Origin of the sequence: uncultured Caldilinea sp., assembly GCF_937128415.1 — a bacterium.
Classification (GTDB): Bacteria; Chloroflexota; Anaerolineae; order Caldilineales; family Caldilineaceae; genus Caldilinea.
On the sequence record NZ_CAKZMJ010000054.1, the window covers coordinates 41193 to 55734 of the forward strand.

At 57.5% G+C, this 14542-nt stretch carries 15 protein-coding genes; 6 read left to right on the forward strand and 9 right to left on the reverse strand.

Annotated features, from left to right (window positions below; genetic code table 11):
* Window positions 1-7: 7 nt before the first annotated feature.
* The 8 genes from Q0367_RS07930 to Q0367_RS07965 form a co-directional block, all read right to left on the reverse strand.
* Complete coding sequence (locus tag Q0367_RS07930; RefSeq protein WP_298981456.1) at window positions 8-757, reverse strand: bifunctional 2-polyprenyl-6-hydroxyphenol methylase/3-demethylubiquinol 3-O-methyltransferase UbiG; 750 nt, start codon at window positions 755-757, stop codon at window positions 8-10.
* Window positions 754-1563, reverse strand: coding sequence for a class I SAM-dependent methyltransferase (locus tag Q0367_RS07935; protein WP_298981457.1), 810 nt, complete (start codon window positions 1561-1563; stop codon window positions 754-756). Before Q0367_RS07935 ends, Q0367_RS07930 begins: the two co-directional genes overlap by 4 nt.
* Before the next feature lie 170 nt (window positions 1564-1733).
* Window positions 1734-2477 (reverse strand): class I SAM-dependent methyltransferase, encoded by a 744-nt coding sequence (locus Q0367_RS07940; RefSeq protein WP_298981458.1) that lies wholly within the window; start codon window positions 2475-2477, stop codon window positions 1734-1736.
* On the reverse strand, window positions 2464-3696 hold the full coding sequence (locus Q0367_RS07945) for a glycosyltransferase family 4 protein (protein ID WP_298981459.1): 1233 nt from the start codon (window positions 3694-3696) through the stop codon (window positions 2464-2466). The genes Q0367_RS07940 and Q0367_RS07945 overlap by 14 nt, the downstream gene beginning before the upstream one ends.
* A complete protein-coding gene (locus Q0367_RS07950; RefSeq protein ID WP_298981461.1) occupies window positions 3693-4703 on the reverse strand; it encodes a glycosyltransferase family 2 protein in 1011 nt (336 codons plus the stop codon). The genes Q0367_RS07945 and Q0367_RS07950 overlap by 4 nt, the downstream gene beginning before the upstream one ends.
* Window positions 4704-4747: 44 nt before the next feature.
* Complete coding sequence (locus Q0367_RS07955) at window positions 4748-5740, reverse strand: prephenate dehydrogenase/arogenate dehydrogenase family protein (RefSeq protein WP_297630566.1); 993 nt, start codon at window positions 5738-5740, stop codon at window positions 4748-4750.
* Between the two features lie 91 nt (window positions 5741-5831).
* Window positions 5832-6395: a hypothetical protein gene (locus Q0367_RS07960; protein WP_298981462.1), complete on the reverse strand. Its 564-nt coding sequence runs from the start codon at window positions 6393-6395 to the stop codon at window positions 5832-5834.
* Between the two features lie 72 nt (window positions 6396-6467).
* Window positions 6468-7184 carry a site-2 protease family protein gene (locus Q0367_RS07965; protein WP_298981464.1) on the reverse strand — a complete coding sequence of 239 codons (717 nt, stop codon included), beginning with the start codon at window positions 7182-7184 and terminating at the stop codon, window positions 6468-6470.
* 298 nt (window positions 7185-7482) lie between these two features.
* Between Q0367_RS07965 and Q0367_RS07970 the strand changes: the two genes are divergently transcribed.
* From Q0367_RS07970 to Q0367_RS07995, 6 genes are all read left to right on the forward strand, one after another.
* Window positions 7483-8061: a polyhydroxyalkanoate synthesis regulator DNA-binding domain-containing protein gene (locus Q0367_RS07970; RefSeq protein WP_297630559.1), complete on the forward strand. Its 579-nt coding sequence runs from the start codon at window positions 7483-7485 to the stop codon at window positions 8059-8061.
* On the forward strand, window positions 8048-9307 hold the full coding sequence (locus Q0367_RS07975) for a patatin-like phospholipase family protein (protein ID WP_297630556.1): 1260 nt from the start codon (window positions 8048-8050) through the stop codon (window positions 9305-9307). Before Q0367_RS07970 ends, Q0367_RS07975 begins: the two co-directional genes overlap by 14 nt.
* Window positions 9308-9360: 53 nt before the next feature.
* The gene (locus Q0367_RS07980) at window positions 9361-10560 is read left to right on the forward strand and encodes a glycosyl hydrolase (protein WP_297630552.1); all 1200 of its coding nucleotides are present in this window, start codon (window positions 9361-9363) and stop codon (window positions 10558-10560) included.
* A gap of 221 nt (window positions 10561-10781) precedes the next feature.
* Window positions 10782-11660, forward strand: a complete 879-nt coding sequence (locus tag Q0367_RS07985; RefSeq protein WP_297630549.1) for a DegV family protein — start codon at window positions 10782-10784, stop codon at window positions 11658-11660.
* 170 nt (window positions 11661-11830) lie between these two features.
* A complete protein-coding gene (gene plsX / locus Q0367_RS07990) occupies window positions 11831-12868 on the forward strand; it encodes a phosphate acyltransferase PlsX (protein WP_298981466.1) in 1038 nt (345 codons plus the stop codon).
* Between the two features lie 41 nt (window positions 12869-12909).
* Window positions 12910-13719, forward strand: coding sequence for a hypothetical protein (locus tag Q0367_RS07995; protein ID WP_298981467.1), 810 nt, complete (start codon window positions 12910-12912; stop codon window positions 13717-13719).
* A 56-nt stretch (window positions 13720-13775) separates the two neighbouring features.
* Here Q0367_RS07995 and radC read toward each other — a convergent pair whose 3' ends face one another.
* Window positions 13776-14486: a DNA repair protein RadC gene (radC, locus tag Q0367_RS08000; RefSeq protein WP_297630541.1), complete on the reverse strand. Its 711-nt coding sequence runs from the start codon at window positions 14484-14486 to the stop codon at window positions 13776-13778.
* Between the last annotated feature and the right edge of the window lie 56 nt (window positions 14487-14542).

Consider the following 14542-nt stretch of genomic DNA (forward strand, 5'->3'; position numbering starts at 1 on the left):
AATTCCCTCAAATACGTTTAGCCAATAAAAAGTACATGCTGGCGCCTTTTTTCACACCCTTCTGACGCAGTCGCCTGTCGATATGGTAAAACCATTCCCCTAACTGAAAAATTTCCACCAGTTTTGGCCCGACTATCGGGATGAAGACGCGATTGAGAAAAAAATAAACCGGCAAAATCGTTACAATCGACAGGTGATTGCTCCGAAGAATTGTTTCATAGGCCTCTAGCGGACGAAACCGAGCATGTCGGGCCGAATAGGCATGGCGAAAAATATCTGAAACGATCAAAAAGCCATTTTTCGCAACCGATTGGCAAAGGTTTGTTAACGCACAAGCGAAGAGCGCATCGTCCAGGATATGATAAAGTACGCTGATACAGTTGACGATGTCAAATTCTTGTCGAATTGGGAGATTGGGAGCGGTTATATCACACTGTAAGATGTTGACTCCATCGAGGTGTTGTTTCAGATAGGTGACGCTGGCGTAAGTCAGATCAGCTCCCACAATGACAGAAGCGCCGCGGTCTTGATAATAGCGAATAAAATACCCCGTACCACTCCCAACATCAAACACGCTGCGCCCTGATGGAGCGATGAGCGCCTCGGCGAAAAGACTATCTAAACACTCCGCCTGAGAACGATAAAGAATTTGATTGTAATCCTCGTTGAATGCCCGATGTCCGGTGCCGCGTAACGAGCTTTGTGTGTAGAGCCTTTTTTCCCAATACTGGCGGGGATTCACCTGACCAATGTTCATGGTTTTACACCGATGGCGAAAATATCATTGCAAAAAATGCGCCTGAGGCCGGGAATTTGGGTTAAGCCTTTCATCGCCAGACGCACGATTCGAGACGACTCGTGTTCATAAGTTTGTGTCGATTGTAGCCAGACCTTTGTCTTAAATCCATTTTGCTGGAGCGTTTCCCGAAGCATGTTTGGCGTTTGCTCATTAATGTGGACTTCTTTATATCGCCATCGGTCACGAGGGTCGGCGGGCAATCTTTGGCCCCGGATATTCTGAAATTGACGGTACAAAGGATATCCGTATCGGTAGTACCATAAATTTGGCATCGTATGCACGACCAGTCGCCCACGAGGCGCGAGAATGCGTCTCGCTTCGCTGAGGGCCTGATTAAGTTCTACTGGAGTTAGATGTTCTACAACATCTAACATCGTTACCACGTCCATGCTGTTCGACGGGAACGGTAGATGAAGAGCACTGCCTTGAATAAATTTAACTTTGAGAATTTCGAGTCCTCCGAATCCCTCCAACGTTTTCATGAATCTCTGGGCAATCTTCAAGGCAGCCTCAGCGTAGTCGACGGCCCACACTTCAGCTCCGGCGGCTGCCATATGCACAGCAAACTCTCCCCGTCCACAACCAATATCAAGGATTCTCATCCCACGCTGCGGAGAAACGATTTTGAGAGGCAAAGAAAGCCTCAAAGGCAACTTAGAGCCGTTTGAGGTGAAAAATTCTTCATACCCATGGCAGGCGCTGATAAAATAATCTTCCGTATAATGCTCAGAAGAAATACCTTCAGTGAGATAAGATTCTCTCATTGTGTTCAGATGTTCCCCTTAGTGTCTTAATGGCTTTAGCTGAAGGAGCAGAAACAAAAATCTCTTGTCCTGAATATGGATCCGCCAGCCACGCATCTGGCTCTCCATCTGTCTTATAGGGAAACGGCTGCCCCTTGATAGTTTGATTTTCCCCATGTTACATATCGAATTCAATCTGTTTTCTGGGCGACTAAAAAGTAACCGTATGGAAATGCCTTTGCCGTAAAATGTGCAACACGTTTCCCCAAGTCTGAGATAGCCCAGATAGAGGCTACAGTTTGCAAAATGTTCGCAGACGGAGCGCCAACGACGGGTAGGAATTGGAGATGCTTGGCGAAAATGTCGATCAATATCTCAACAGTTCCTCCAATCGCATAAAATGACAAGATTTTCAGTCCAGTCTCTTCGGCAAATCGTCGGAGCGCAAATTCGGTGTAACGATAGTAATCAAAAGGAGATTCGTGTAACCAGTAATAAAATGGCGAATTCATGAGCAAAACGCCGCCTGGCTTCATAACGCGGGCAAGTTCACGCCACAAACTCAAAGGGTTGAAAACATGTTCAAGCACGTCAGAGAGAATGACGGTGTCAAACTCTTGATTCTTAAAAGGGAGACCTTCAGCTAAATCACAGTGAACGTCGACGAATTTGGCGTCATGTTTAGAATTAGGCCAGTCTACACAAATTGATTCTGTAATGAAGGGTTGATACATAGCAAAAAGCGGCGCCTTACCACATCCAGCATCCAGCAGTTTGCCATGCGCATAACGAGGAATATTAGATTGATAGAAAAGCGCCACCAGATCCCCCAAGAGGCGCGAACCGATTCCGACCTCACTCAAATTCCGAGACGCCATCCATCGGTTCTTATCCAATTGGTACTTGCTAGGAGCCCACTCTTCACGATTGCGCATAGGAGTTTAAACTCTCTCGATAAATATCGATAAACTTTTCTGCGACTTTACGCCAAGTGAGCGATTCCAACAAGAGCTGACGTGCATTTTTCCCAAGTCTTTTTCGCACTTCTGGTTGCGTCATCAGCAGCAGCAATGCATGGCCTATCGATAAGGGGTCTTTCTCTGGGACTGTTAGCCCATTGTACCCATGCCGAATGACCAATTCATTTCCTGCAACTCGAGTTGCAACTACCGGGCGTCCGACAGCCATGGCCTCAAGAATTGTGGTTGGAAGTCCGTCAACATTGCCGTTGTCATCATGAATTGATGGAACAACGAAGACATCGCTCGCGGCCAACCAGCGCGGCACTTCCTTCCAGGCAACAGCGCCAGGAAATCGAATTTTTTGTGAAACACCAAGCGAATGTGCTGTTGACTCGAGAATTTCCCGTTCCGGTCCATCGCCGGCGATGATGCATATAGAATTGGGTGCATTTTTTACCACCTGCGCAAATGCCCGCAGAAGATAAATTACACCTTTTTTCTGGACGAGACGCCCCAAACTTAACACTACGAAGTCCTCGGGGGAAATGCCAAGAGACGCTCTTAGCTCCTGCCGTGATTGTTCTTCGTCCAGGAATATCTCAGGGTCCGCTCCCCATGCAATAAGATGGAGTCGTTCAGGGTCGGCGCCTAGGTGAATCGCACCCTGCTGAAGTTCCGGGCTACAGGCCGTGACAGCCGCACATCGACGAAATGCATATGAGGCAAGTCCGCCGAGTGGCATATTGCGGCGTGCAAGGAAAATATCGGAGCCATGAAGACTGATAATGAGGGGGCGACGTATCAGATCCGCTATCGCAGCCGCAATGACGCCGTTGGGAAGAACCCAGTGGGCATGAATAATATCAAATTGATGTTTGAAGTGGAGTCGCATCAAGGCTTGAGCTTCCATCAAAGCGAACGCAGGCGCTAACCCATAAGAGAGGGCACGGAGTTGCGTATCGCTTTTCATCGCTTGTGCATAACCCATTATTTCCAAGGAAGGCTTCAGGGTGTATCGAAATGTATGCACAGGTATGCGATTGCCGGTCAAATCTAAATCAGAACGGTCAGGGATTAAAACATGAACCTCATGACCAAGGTCATGAATGCTTTCGGCTAACGACCGAATGAATCGAGCAGTGCCATCTGTGTCGGTTTTCGGATAGCTGGAGGCAATGAAGCAGATTTTCATTGATTAACAACAGAGCTTTCGCTTTTCGAGGAGAGCGTCGAATTTCCTGTGCTATGAAAAAACACATTGGGGTGCGCCTCCCCCCGCCTCAACCGCACCAGCACCTCCTCCATAATCTTCCGGTTCGCGCCGATCAGATCCGCCACCAGGCCGATCAGCAGCGTCTGGAAGCCGGCGATCAACAGCACCGCCGCCAGGATGAGCGACTGGATATGCCCCGCCCCGCCCTGCGAGAAATAGGCGATCAAAAAGCGCACGCCGATCAGCGTGCCGGCCAGCAGCGCAATCAGCCCGATCGTCGTGAACACGCGCAGCGGGCGGTAGAAGGCGTAGGCGCGCACGATGGTCGCCGTGGAATTGGCCAGATAATGCGGGAGGTTGTTCATCAGACGAGAAGGGCGCGTCGGTGGGTTGGTGCGGATAGGCACAAAGCGAATGGCGCGGCGCTGCGCTCCCGCCTGGATCAGCGTCTCCAGCGTATAGGAGTACGGGCTGAGGACTAGGGTGTGCAGGGCGACCTCGCGCGTCATGGCGCGGAAGCCGCTGGTGGCGTCCGGCACAGGCACGCCGGCCGCCTGCGAGATGACCCAACTGCCGAACCGCTGCAAAAAGCGCTTCAGCGGGGAGAAGTGCGCAACCTGCGCCACCCCGCGATCGCCGACGACCAGCTCCGCCTCGCCCGCCACGATCGGCGCCACCAACAGCGCAATGTCGGCGCCAACGTACTGGTTGTCCGCATCGGTGTTGACGATGATGTCGGCGCCGAGCTGAAGACAGGCGTCGAGGCCGGTGCGAAAGGCGCGCGCCAGGCCGAGGTTACGCATATGGCGGACGACGTGATGGACCCCCAGTCGTTTCGCCACCTCCGCCGTGCCGTCGCTGCTGCCGTCGTCGATCACCAGATACTCCACTACGTCGACGCCCGGCAGGGCGGTGGGCAAGTCCGCCACCGTCTGCGGCAGGGTCTGCGCCTCGTTATAGCACGGAATCTGGATGATGCACTTCAAGCCGCCTCACCTCATTCGTCGATGCACCGGCGCCAGGACCACGTTCATCGCCGCTTCTCGTCGTCGGGTTTGCGGCCGCCGAACCAGCCGCCAAGGAACATTTGGCGGAACATGCCGGGGCTTTCCTGCGCCGTCGACCTCGCAGACGCAGGCTCCCAATCATGGCGCAAGGCATGGCTCTCCCAGGCCAGACGCTCGGCCTCGGCGTCGGCCAGCGCCGTCAGCAGCGGATGCTCACCCTCTTGGCTCGCCTCCGCCGCCAGCCAGGCGCGCCACGCCGTCAACGCCGCCGCCAGCTGGTCGAGCCGCTGCAGGACATTGGCGCGGTTGGCCATCAATTCGGCGTACAGGCCCTGCGCGCTGCGGTCGAACTGTGTAGTGCGCGCGAAGGCGACGCCCGCCATGCGCTGCGCCTCCGTCCACCCCGGCGAACCGGCGGCCATGTGCAGAAGAATCGCGCCCACCAGCCGCGGCAGGCTCTCGACTGCGGCGGCGATGCCGTCATGTTCATCCGGATCGACGAAGAGCGGAACGGCGCCGGCGCTCTCGGCGAAGTCGCTGGCCAGTTGCAGGGCGCTCGGATTGGTCGTTGGGCCGGTGGACAGACAGAAGATCGCCTTCTGCAGCAGCCCCGCCTGCGGCGTAAGCTCGACGCCAACGCCGTTCAAGATCACCTGCCCAACCACGGCGTTGACGTGACCGGGCAACTTTTCTGCAAAAAGCTGCAACACCGGCCTGAAGACGCCGTTTAACACCAGCACCATCGTCGCCGGCGGAATATCCTCGCGCAGCAGCTCCAGCGTCTCGACCGCCTGGTCGAAGGGAATCGCCAGCACGATCATCGACGCCCCTTCACAAGCCTTGTAAAGGTTCCACTCAATGCGATGCACGGCGTTGCGTTTGCGCGCCTCCTGGGCGACCATCGGCTCTTTGTCGTGGCCGACGATTTCCAGCGCTGCGCCGCTTTGCATCAGCGCCAGCCCCAGGCTGGCTCCGGTCAATCCTAATCCGATGATGGTGATGCGTGGATTTGCCATGTCTCCTGCTCTTGAACTCTTCCCGTCCTCTTGTGCACCGCCCAATTACGCTCCAATGCACCCTCGCAGCCGGCGCGCCGAAGCGAGTCGCTCAATTCTCGCCGTCCGCGCGCTGAAGCCTGTTCAACAGCGCCATTCTCTCTGGGTCGCCGTTCGCCGAGGCGTCCTGATGGTGCGCGATCAACCAGCAGGTTAGTTCGCTGCATCCCGCCTCCTGCGCCCAGGCTGCGCCGATCGCCGGATGGTGCAGCTGCACATACACCGCATAGCGAATGCTGGGCGAGGGCCGCGGAACGGCGAGTCGGTTCAACACCCCCGGCGCAAACGCTTCGAGCACCACCAAGGGCCCGCGCAGCCAGAGGCCCAGATAGGCGCCCGCCTCGGTCGCCGCCGCTTTGCCGACGTCATGCAACAGTGCAGCCACAGCCAGATCGCGCGACGTCGGCCCTTGCCGCTGGAGTGTGCGCAGCACGTCCAGGCTATGACGTCGAGCGTCGAGAGGCATGCGTCGAAAGAGCGCCAGCTGGGCGGGAGCGAGCACTGTTTCCGCCAGGCTCTCGTCCGGCGTTTGCAAGCTTGCTCGCAGCCCCTTGATGAATTGTTCGACGCGATAGCGGACGCGTTGACCTAAGTCGAAACGATTTCGAGTCGCCATCGACGGCTCAGACATCGAGAATTCAGACACTGGGAATTCAGACACAGGGAATGAAGCCATCGGTCTCACCTGTCAGCCGCCGACCAGCGCCAGCAGCGAGCGCAGAATGGCATTGGTGGGCGTCCGAATCAACGCCGGCGCAAAGAGGATCACGGCAAACAGGATCAACATACCGTACTGCATCAGGAAGATCTGCACCTGTCGAGCGTCGTCCGGCAACAGGGCGAAGAGCACGTGCGAGCCGTCCAGCGGCGGGATGGGCAGTAAATTGAACACGAAGAGCAGCACGTTGATCTGTGCAAAAAAGAGCAACAGGCTGGCGAGAAATCCACTTGCACCGAGCCAACGCCATAACAACAGACTTGCGACGGCCAACGCCAGGTTGCTCAGCGGCCCGGCGAGCGATACGAGAATCGAGCCCAACCTGGGATCGACGTCGATGTTGCGGGGATTCCATTGCACCGGTTTGGCCCAGCCAAACCCCACCAACAGGATCAGCAGCGCGCCGATCGGGTCAATATGGCGCAACGGGTTGAGCGTATAGCGCCCCTGTCGACGCGGGGTGGGGTCACCCAGCTGCACCGCCATGAACGCATGGGCGAACTCATGCACCGGCAACGCCAGCAGCAGGATGGCGGCCACAGCCAGCAGCCGCGCCGGGTTGAGCAACGGGCTGCCCTGGCCCAGGGTGACAAGCAGCCCCATGACAACCAGCGCCGCCAATACGCCGACAAAAATCTTCTGCCCCTGACTCAGGGTGCTCCAGCGATACCGCAAAGACTGAAACAAATTCTCCCTTTCCTCCACCGATGCACGGCGTCTTGCCTCATCGCCCGAAAAACAGCCCCTACACTGGGCGATCTGCGTAGCAATATAGCTTCGTAGCAGTATAGCATGAAGTAGAATCGCTGCAGAAACCGTCCGCTCAAATTTAGCGAGATGGCCGCCTCCTACGCACGACAGGCGAACGCTCGACGTTGCGAAACGGCCTCCCTTTTCTTTTTTAGCTTTTGACGCAGCGCGTTGAAGTGTGTTATGATTTTTTATGCTCGCAAGCGTAACAAAATCGATTCTTCGGTGAGTCTCGATGCCCGTCATCAAGCGATATCCCAATCGCAAGCTGTACGATACAGAAGCGAAACGCTATGTCACCCTGGATCAGATCGCCGAGATGATCCAGGCGCGCAAGGACGTGCTCGTCATCGACCATGAGACCGGCGAGGATTTGACCAACCTCACGCTTTCGCAAATCATCTTTGAGCAGGAAAAGAAGGGGGCGGGGTTCCTGCAACGGTCGCTGCTGGCCAACTTGATTCGCGCCGGCGGCGACACACTCGATCAGATGCGACGCGCCTTGACCGCTCCGCTTCACCTGGATAGCGGTGAAAAAAGAGACAGCGGCGAAAAAAAAGAAGGCGCCAACCAGGGAGCGCTCGACGCCCTGCTGTTCCACCGCATCGATGAGTTGATGCAAGACATCCTGACGACGCTCAATGTGCCTACGGCGCGCGACCTGCGCAAGTTGCAGGCGCAGCTGGATGAACTCAACGAAAAAATCAGCGCACTGCTCGCCGCTGAAGAAGGAAACAAGCCGGGCGACGAGTCAACGTCCGTAGCCGAGGCGTCGGAACAGATTTCATCGGATGCAGAGCATGAAACGCAGTAAAGTTGCCCTGGTCCTGGCGGGCGGCGGCATCACCGGAGCCGTCTACGAAGTTGGCGCGCTGCGAGCAATCAACAACATCCTCCGCGACCTGACGGTCAACGACTTTGACACCTATGTTGGCACGAGCGCCGGCGCTCTCATCTGCGCCCTGATCGCCAACGGTTTTTCTCCGGAAGAGATCATTCAAACGCTGGACAATCGCCATCCCGAGATCGGAGGCGTCAACGTCAGAGACATCTTCCGGGCCGACGTTGCAGAATATCTGCGCAGCCTCCTCAACATTCCGCGAGCGCTCTGGCGTTTGGGCGCAGCTTCACTCAAACATCCCCTGAACATTGCGTTGTCCGACATTGTTTGGGAGCTGGCGCGTGTGCTTCCCGCCGGCCTCTACGACAGCGAGGCGCTGGAGCGCTACGTGCGGCGCATCCTGGAGATGCCGGGGCGCTGCAATCGGTTTGATTTTCTACACAAAGAGCTCTTTATTGTGGCGACCGAGCTGGACACGGGCGCGCGCGCCGTCTTTGGCCAGGGCGGCAAGGGCATCGTCCCGATCAGTCGCGCCGTCGCCGCCAGCAGCGCCATCCCTGTGATCTATCGACCGGTGCGCATCTTCGGCAAAGATTACGTCGATGGAGGCCTGCACGGCACGGCCAGCCTGGACCTCGCCATCGAGGCCGGCGCCAAGCTCGTCATCTGCATCAACTCCATGGTGCCGCTCAACGCGGAGCGCGTCTTCCCCAACCAGCACTACATGCGCTCTCACGGCATCCAGGCCATTGTGAATCAAACCGTGCGCACGTTGCTTCACTCTACGCTTCGGTATCACATCAAAAACCTGAAAGCCAAGTATCCAGACGTGGACATCATTCTCATTCAACCGGAATGGGACGACGAGCGCATGTTTTCGCACTATCCGATGCATTTCGGCTCGCGGCTGGCCTTGGCGGAGCATGGCTTTTCCACGGTGACGAACGGTCTGATGCAGCGCCTCGACTACTATCAGCAAATTCTGGATCGTCACGGCATTGCGCTGAAACCGTCGATTGTGGAGCGCAAATTCGGCGCTCGTCAACTTGCCGGGCAGGACCGGGAGCAGCGGACAATTGAACAGCGACTCCTCTTGGTCAACAGCGCTGTGTCTCAGCAGAGCGGCAATGGCGAAATTTCTTTCGATCTGCAGAGTTCCCTCACTCGGCTCGAACAGAATCTCAGCCGTCTCGAACGGTTGCTCGAAAAGAGCCACTGAGGTCTCTCGCACCGGTTCCGCCCTCGTGATGCATCCTCTCTTGTGACGCTCTCATGTTCAAGCAACAGCCACTGTATGTCCAGCGTTTCATCTACGCCGTGGCGGGCGGCGCGCTTGTGCTGCTGATTGCCCTCTTGGCCGCGCTAGGGAACCCGCCCGAATGGACGCCCGCCGTCAACCCCGGCGACGATACGCTGATCCCGGTGAACGACCCATCACCGCCGCATTACACGCCAGGCACGTTGACGCTCCGGTCGCTTGAATCGCTTCCCCCTGCGCCGCCTGCGCCGCCCTATTCACTGCGCTGGCGCGCCGGCGTCGGCGTGCCGGACGGCAACCTTGCCTATTACGATTGGCCCGCTGAACGCCCGGGCTGGTATCTCAATTGGACCGCCAACTTTCGCATCGAGCCGGGATTTCTGGGCATCGGCGACCGCGCTGTCATGGATTTGCCGGCGCCTGCATTCGATATGGAATTCACGCCGATGGTGCGCATGAAAAACGGCCGTCTCTATCCAGGCCCGCGAGAGCTGAGCGAGCTGGCGCGACGCCACCCCGGACTGACCTGGCTGATCGGCAACGAGCCAGACGTTCGCTGGCAGGACAATACGCCGCCTGAGATTTACGCCATCGCCTACCACCGCGCCTATCACGCCATCAAATCCGCTGACCCGACCGCCCGGGTCGCCATCGGCGGCGTCAGCCAGGTCACGCCTTTGCGGCTGGAGTATCTGGATCGGGTCTGGGAGTTCTATCGATCGCTGTATGGGGTGGAGATGCCGGTCGATGTCTGGAACATGCACGCCTTTGTGCTGCGAGAGGAGCGCAGCGGATGGGGCGTCAATATTCCACCGGGTTTCATGATCGAGCAACGCGGCGAGCTGTGGGAGATCGACGACCACGATGATCTGACGCTGGTTGAGCGGCAGGTGCGCGCCATGCGCGCCTGGATGGCGGCGCGCGGCCAGCGCAACAAACCGCTTTGGATCACAGAATACGGCATTCTGATGCCGGCCGAGTATGGATTTGACGTGCAGAGGGTGATTGCATTTCTGGAAGGTAGTTTCACCCTCTTTGAATCGTTGCGCGACCCGGCAACCGGCTACCCAGAGGACGACAATCGGCTGGTGCAGCGATGGAACTGGTACTCGGCGCGCGACAGTCGCTATCCAACCGGCAACCTTTTTGACAATTACGGCCGTTTAACCCCCATCGGCGAAGCCTACCAACAGCTGTTGCGCCCGTCCCGGTGAGATGGTTGCGCAACGACGGAATTTGCGGTATCTATAATGCAGTGCTGTGATTCCCCCGCAACCTATCGGATTTGCGTCATTTCATTGCGGTTCCCCGTTCACCAGGTTTGCGGTTTCCCCGTGCCCACCCGCATGTGGAGTCAAACTTTGCTGGGCGGTGCGTTTCATCAGCCGCGACGCTGTGACAGTCGCAGAAAACAGTCGCAAAAAGGAGGGCGAACATGGCGACAGACTTTCTAACAGCCGAAAATACACGCATCGTGGTGGATACAAGCAGCAATATTCCAGATGAACTCTTGCAGCGCTATCGAATGATCGAGGTGCCGGCGTTGGTGATCTTCGGCGAAGAGTCGTTTCGTAACAAGGTTGACCTTTCTGAACAAGAATTCTACGTAAAATTGGAGTCAAGCCCCGTTTTGCCGACCACCAGCCAGCCGCCGCCTTCCTATTTCGCCGAAGCCTACCAGCAGGCCTTTCATGAAGGCGCTGAGAAAATTTTGCTGGTGACGGTCACCAGCAAGCTCTCCGGCACCTTCCGCTCGGCGCAGATCGCGGCCCAGGAGTTTGACCTGGAACGCTTTATCCTGTGGGATTCAGACGGCATCAGCATGACCAGCGGGTGGCAGGCGATCATGGCGGCGCGCATGCTGGAACGCGGGATCGAGCAGGCCGCCCTGATCGCAAAATTAGAACAACTGCGCAGGGAAGTCATTGGCTATGCTGCACTGGAAACGTTAAAATACGTAGCGCGCAGTGGCCGCGTGAGCAATCTGCAGGCTGGCGTCGGCGATCTGCTTCAGATCAAGCCGATTCTGGAACTTAAAAACGGCGCGGCCACGGCGGTGGCGCGCGTGCGAGGACGCAAAAAGTCCATGCAGGAGGTCGTCGATCGCATGCGCAAAGTCTATGGCGAGCGTCCACTCGCCGTCGGCGTCCTGCACTCGAACGCATTGTCTGACGCAGAGACGCTGCTTGAGATGGCGCGCAGCGCACTCAAAATCGACGAGGCGGTTTTCAGCGACATCGGCCCGGCCGTGGCTGCCCTGGCTGGGCCTGGCGCAGTCGCCCTGGCCGGCTGTCCGAACGACCTGGGCGTCTGAACGCAGCGTCGTTCACCGGGCGGAATCAGAAACCTTGGCCGGAGGACGCCGCCCCAATCGCCGAAGTGCGGCAGAATCTGTTTTCAACATCTGACATCTACATTTGACAACTCTGACATCGGAAAACTCTGACATCGGAAAACTCTGACATCGGAAGTGGAAGCGATGGTATGAATATTGCGCTGGATGCAATGGGAGGCGATCACGCGCCGGAGGCGATTGTCGCCGGCGCCGTCGAGGCGGCGCGCATTTACGGCGTGACGGTCTCGCTGGTGGGAAAGCCGGACGTCATTGAAGCGGAGCTCAAAAAATACAAGACGAAAGGGCTGAATTTGCCGATCGTGCCTGCGTCTCAGGTCATTGAAATGGACGAGAAGCCTGCGGCGGCGGTGCGCGCAAAACCCGACAGCTCGATGGTCGTCGGCTGCAAAATGGTGAAGCGAAATGAGGCGCAGGCGTTCGTCTCGGCCGGCAACACCGGCGGTGCGTTGGCGGCGGGCATTCTGCACGTTGGCCGCATCAAAGGCATTCTGCGCCCGGCGCTGATCGGCCCTTTTCCCACGCTCAAAGGAGTCTGCCTGATTCTGGACATCGGCGCCAATGCCGATGTTCGACCCGAGCACATTCAACAATTCGCCATCATGGGGTCGATCTACGCGCGGGAGGTGATCGGCGTGCCGGAGCCGCGCGTGCGCATCCTGAGCAACGGCGAAGAAGCAGGCAAGGGCAATCAACTGGTCATCGAGAGCTATAAGCTGCTGGAGCAGACGCCGAGCATCCTCTTCGAGGGCAACATCGAAAGCAAGGAGATCCCCACAGGCCTGGCCGATGTGGTCGTCACCGACGGCTTCACCGGCAACATCTTTGTCAAGACGGCGGAAACCACCGCTCGTCTGATGACGCAGGTCATCACCGAAGAAATCAAGAAAAGCCCGCTGGCGATGCTGGGAGCGCTGCTCGCCCGCAAATCGTTGCAACGCGTGCGCGAACGCATGGACGACAGTCACTACGGCGGCGCCGTGTTGCTGGGACTTTCCAGCCTTGTGATCGTGGCGCATGGCCGCAGCAACGCGCTCGCCATCCGGCACGCCATTCGCGTGGCCAAACAGGCCATCGAACAGGATATTCTGACCAAGATTCAACGCGGCATCGCCGCCCTCGAACCGGAGAAGGCGGCGGCGCCGGACGGCTCTCTGTCTATCCAGTAAAACAAACATCCACTCCAATCATCTGATGAAACGACAAAACCATGAAAGTTTATCGAAATCTGACGCAGATCAAAAAGAAGGAATCGCTGGGACGTCGCTTTAGCCTGGCAGGGCTGGCGGTTTTGCTGCTCGGGTTCTTGGCCAGCCTGGTGCCAACCTGGTATCCCCCCGATCAACCGATTCAACCGGGCCTGGTTGGATTTCTACAGCTCTATTGGGCGTGGATCAGCTTCACGGCGCTCGCCGTTGGCTTTATGCTGGCCAGCGTCGGAAGCTATTACATCAATCGCTATGCACGCCGACGTTGGCCCGGCAGCCGCTTTTTTGAACGTCCGGATGAGGTGTTGGAACGCAACATGAAGGGGTTCGACGACCGCTACAGCTTTTTCGCTATGAGCCTGCCGGCCAATTATGTGCTAACAGGCCCCCATGGCGTCACGGTCTTTGCGGTTCGCTCCGACAAGGGGCGGGTCATTGTGGAGGGCGACCGCTGGCGAGAGCCCTTCAGCTTCTGGCGCATCTTCACCGTCTTCTCCAGAGAGGGCGTCGGCAATCCTTCCCAGGACCTGGAGGAGCAGAAACAGAAAATTCGGCAGTTGCTGGAGCAGGCCCCCAACGGCGATGGCAATAATTCGCTGGCGGCGACCCCTGTGGATGGCGCCGCCGTCTTTCTCAATCAAGCGATCGTGCTGGAGTTGAACAACCCGACCGTGCCCGTGTTGCGCGGGGATGAAATTAAAGAGCACATCCGCGCTCGCGCCAAAGAAGTGAAGTTGTCCAACGCCACCATCCGCGCATTGAATGACTTCCTGGTGAAACACGCCGTCTATCAGCCTGCGCCGGAGGCGTAGACGCATGGTTGCAGGTCATGTCGACGCCATACATGCCGAACGACGTGACCTGCAACTTAACGAAATCCTAACCCGCGCTCCTTCAGGCTGACATAGCGGTTGCGTCCGATGACGAGATGATCCAGCACTTCGATGTCGAGCAGCCGACCCGCCTCCACCAGCTGCTCGGTGACGCGCACGTCTTCGGGGCTAGGCGTCGGATCGCCGCTCGGATGGTTGTGAACGACGATGATGGCCGCACAGTTGGAGCGAATGGCCTCGCGGAAAATCTCCCCTACGCGCACGACCGCCGTGTTCAGGCTGCCAGCGTACACGTTGACGATGCGCTGCACATAGTTTTTGGTGTCCAACAGCACGACGCGCAGATGCTCCTGTTCGAGCAGCCCCATCTCCAGCATCACCAGATTGGCGACGTCTGCAGGGCCGCGCACCTGCGGGCGCTCGTAGGGAGCCGTTGCGAGGAGTCTGCGCCCTAATTCCAGGGCGGCTTTGATCTGCGTCGCTTTTGCTTCTCCCACGCCATGCACTGCGCAAAGTTCGTCATGGCTCGCCTGCGCCAGCCCGGCCAGGCCGCCAAACTGCGCCAGCAGTCGCTCCGCCATCCGAATGACGCTTTCTCCGCGTCCGCCCATGCGCAGAATGATGGCGAGCAGCTCCACGGTGCTGAGGGCGCCGGCTCCTGCGTAGATCAATCGCTCGCGCGGGCGCAGGTCCATCGGCAGGTCGCGAATGAGCGGCGAATACTCAATCGGAAGAGAAGAATTCATCGTTCGCCTCCTTCGTGCGTCTGGAGCTCCTAGGTGTGCCTGGAGATGGTGTGAAA

What these genes read in the sequence shown, in the direction of transcription:
- Q0367_RS07930 (WP_298981456.1), bottom strand. Translation starts at nt 757, where the DNA reads ATGAACATTGGTCAGGTGAATCCCCGCCAGTATTGGGAAAAAAGGCTC.
- Q0367_RS07935 (WP_298981457.1), bottom strand. Translation starts at nt 1,563, where the DNA reads ATGAGAGAATCTTATCTCACTGAAGGTATTTCTTCTGAGCATTATACG.
- Q0367_RS07940 (WP_298981458.1), bottom strand. Translation starts at nt 2,477, where the DNA reads ATGCGCAATCGTGAAGAGTGGGCTCCTAGCAAGTACCAATTGGATAAG.
- Q0367_RS07945 (WP_298981459.1), bottom strand. Translation starts at nt 3,696, where the DNA reads ATGAAAATCTGCTTCATTGCCTCCAGCTATCCGAAAACCGACACAGAT.
- Q0367_RS07955 (WP_297630566.1), bottom strand. Translation starts at nt 5,740, where the DNA reads ATGGCAAATCCACGCATCACCATCATCGGATTAGGATTGACCGGAGCC.
- Q0367_RS07960 (WP_298981462.1), bottom strand. Translation starts at nt 6,395, where the DNA reads ATGGCGACTCGAAATCGTTTCGACTTAGGTCAACGCGTCCGCTATCGC.
- Q0367_RS07970 (WP_297630559.1), top strand. Translation starts at nt 7,483, where the DNA reads ATGCCCGTCATCAAGCGATATCCCAATCGCAAGCTGTACGATACAGAA.
- Q0367_RS07975 (WP_297630556.1), top strand. Translation starts at nt 8,048, where the DNA reads ATGAAACGCAGTAAAGTTGCCCTGGTCCTGGCGGGCGGCGGCATCACC.
- Q0367_RS07980 (WP_297630552.1), top strand. Translation starts at nt 9,361, where the DNA reads ATGTTCAAGCAACAGCCACTGTATGTCCAGCGTTTCATCTACGCCGTG.
- Q0367_RS07985 (WP_297630549.1), top strand. Translation starts at nt 10,782, where the DNA reads ATGGCGACAGACTTTCTAACAGCCGAAAATACACGCATCGTGGTGGAT.
- plsX (WP_298981466.1), top strand. Translation starts at nt 11,831, where the DNA reads ATGAATATTGCGCTGGATGCAATGGGAGGCGATCACGCGCCGGAGGCG.
- Q0367_RS07995 (WP_298981467.1), top strand. Translation starts at nt 12,910, where the DNA reads ATGAAAGTTTATCGAAATCTGACGCAGATCAAAAAGAAGGAATCGCTG.
- radC (WP_297630541.1), bottom strand. Translation starts at nt 14,486, where the DNA reads ATGAATTCTTCTCTTCCGATTGAGTATTCGCCGCTCATTCGCGACCTG.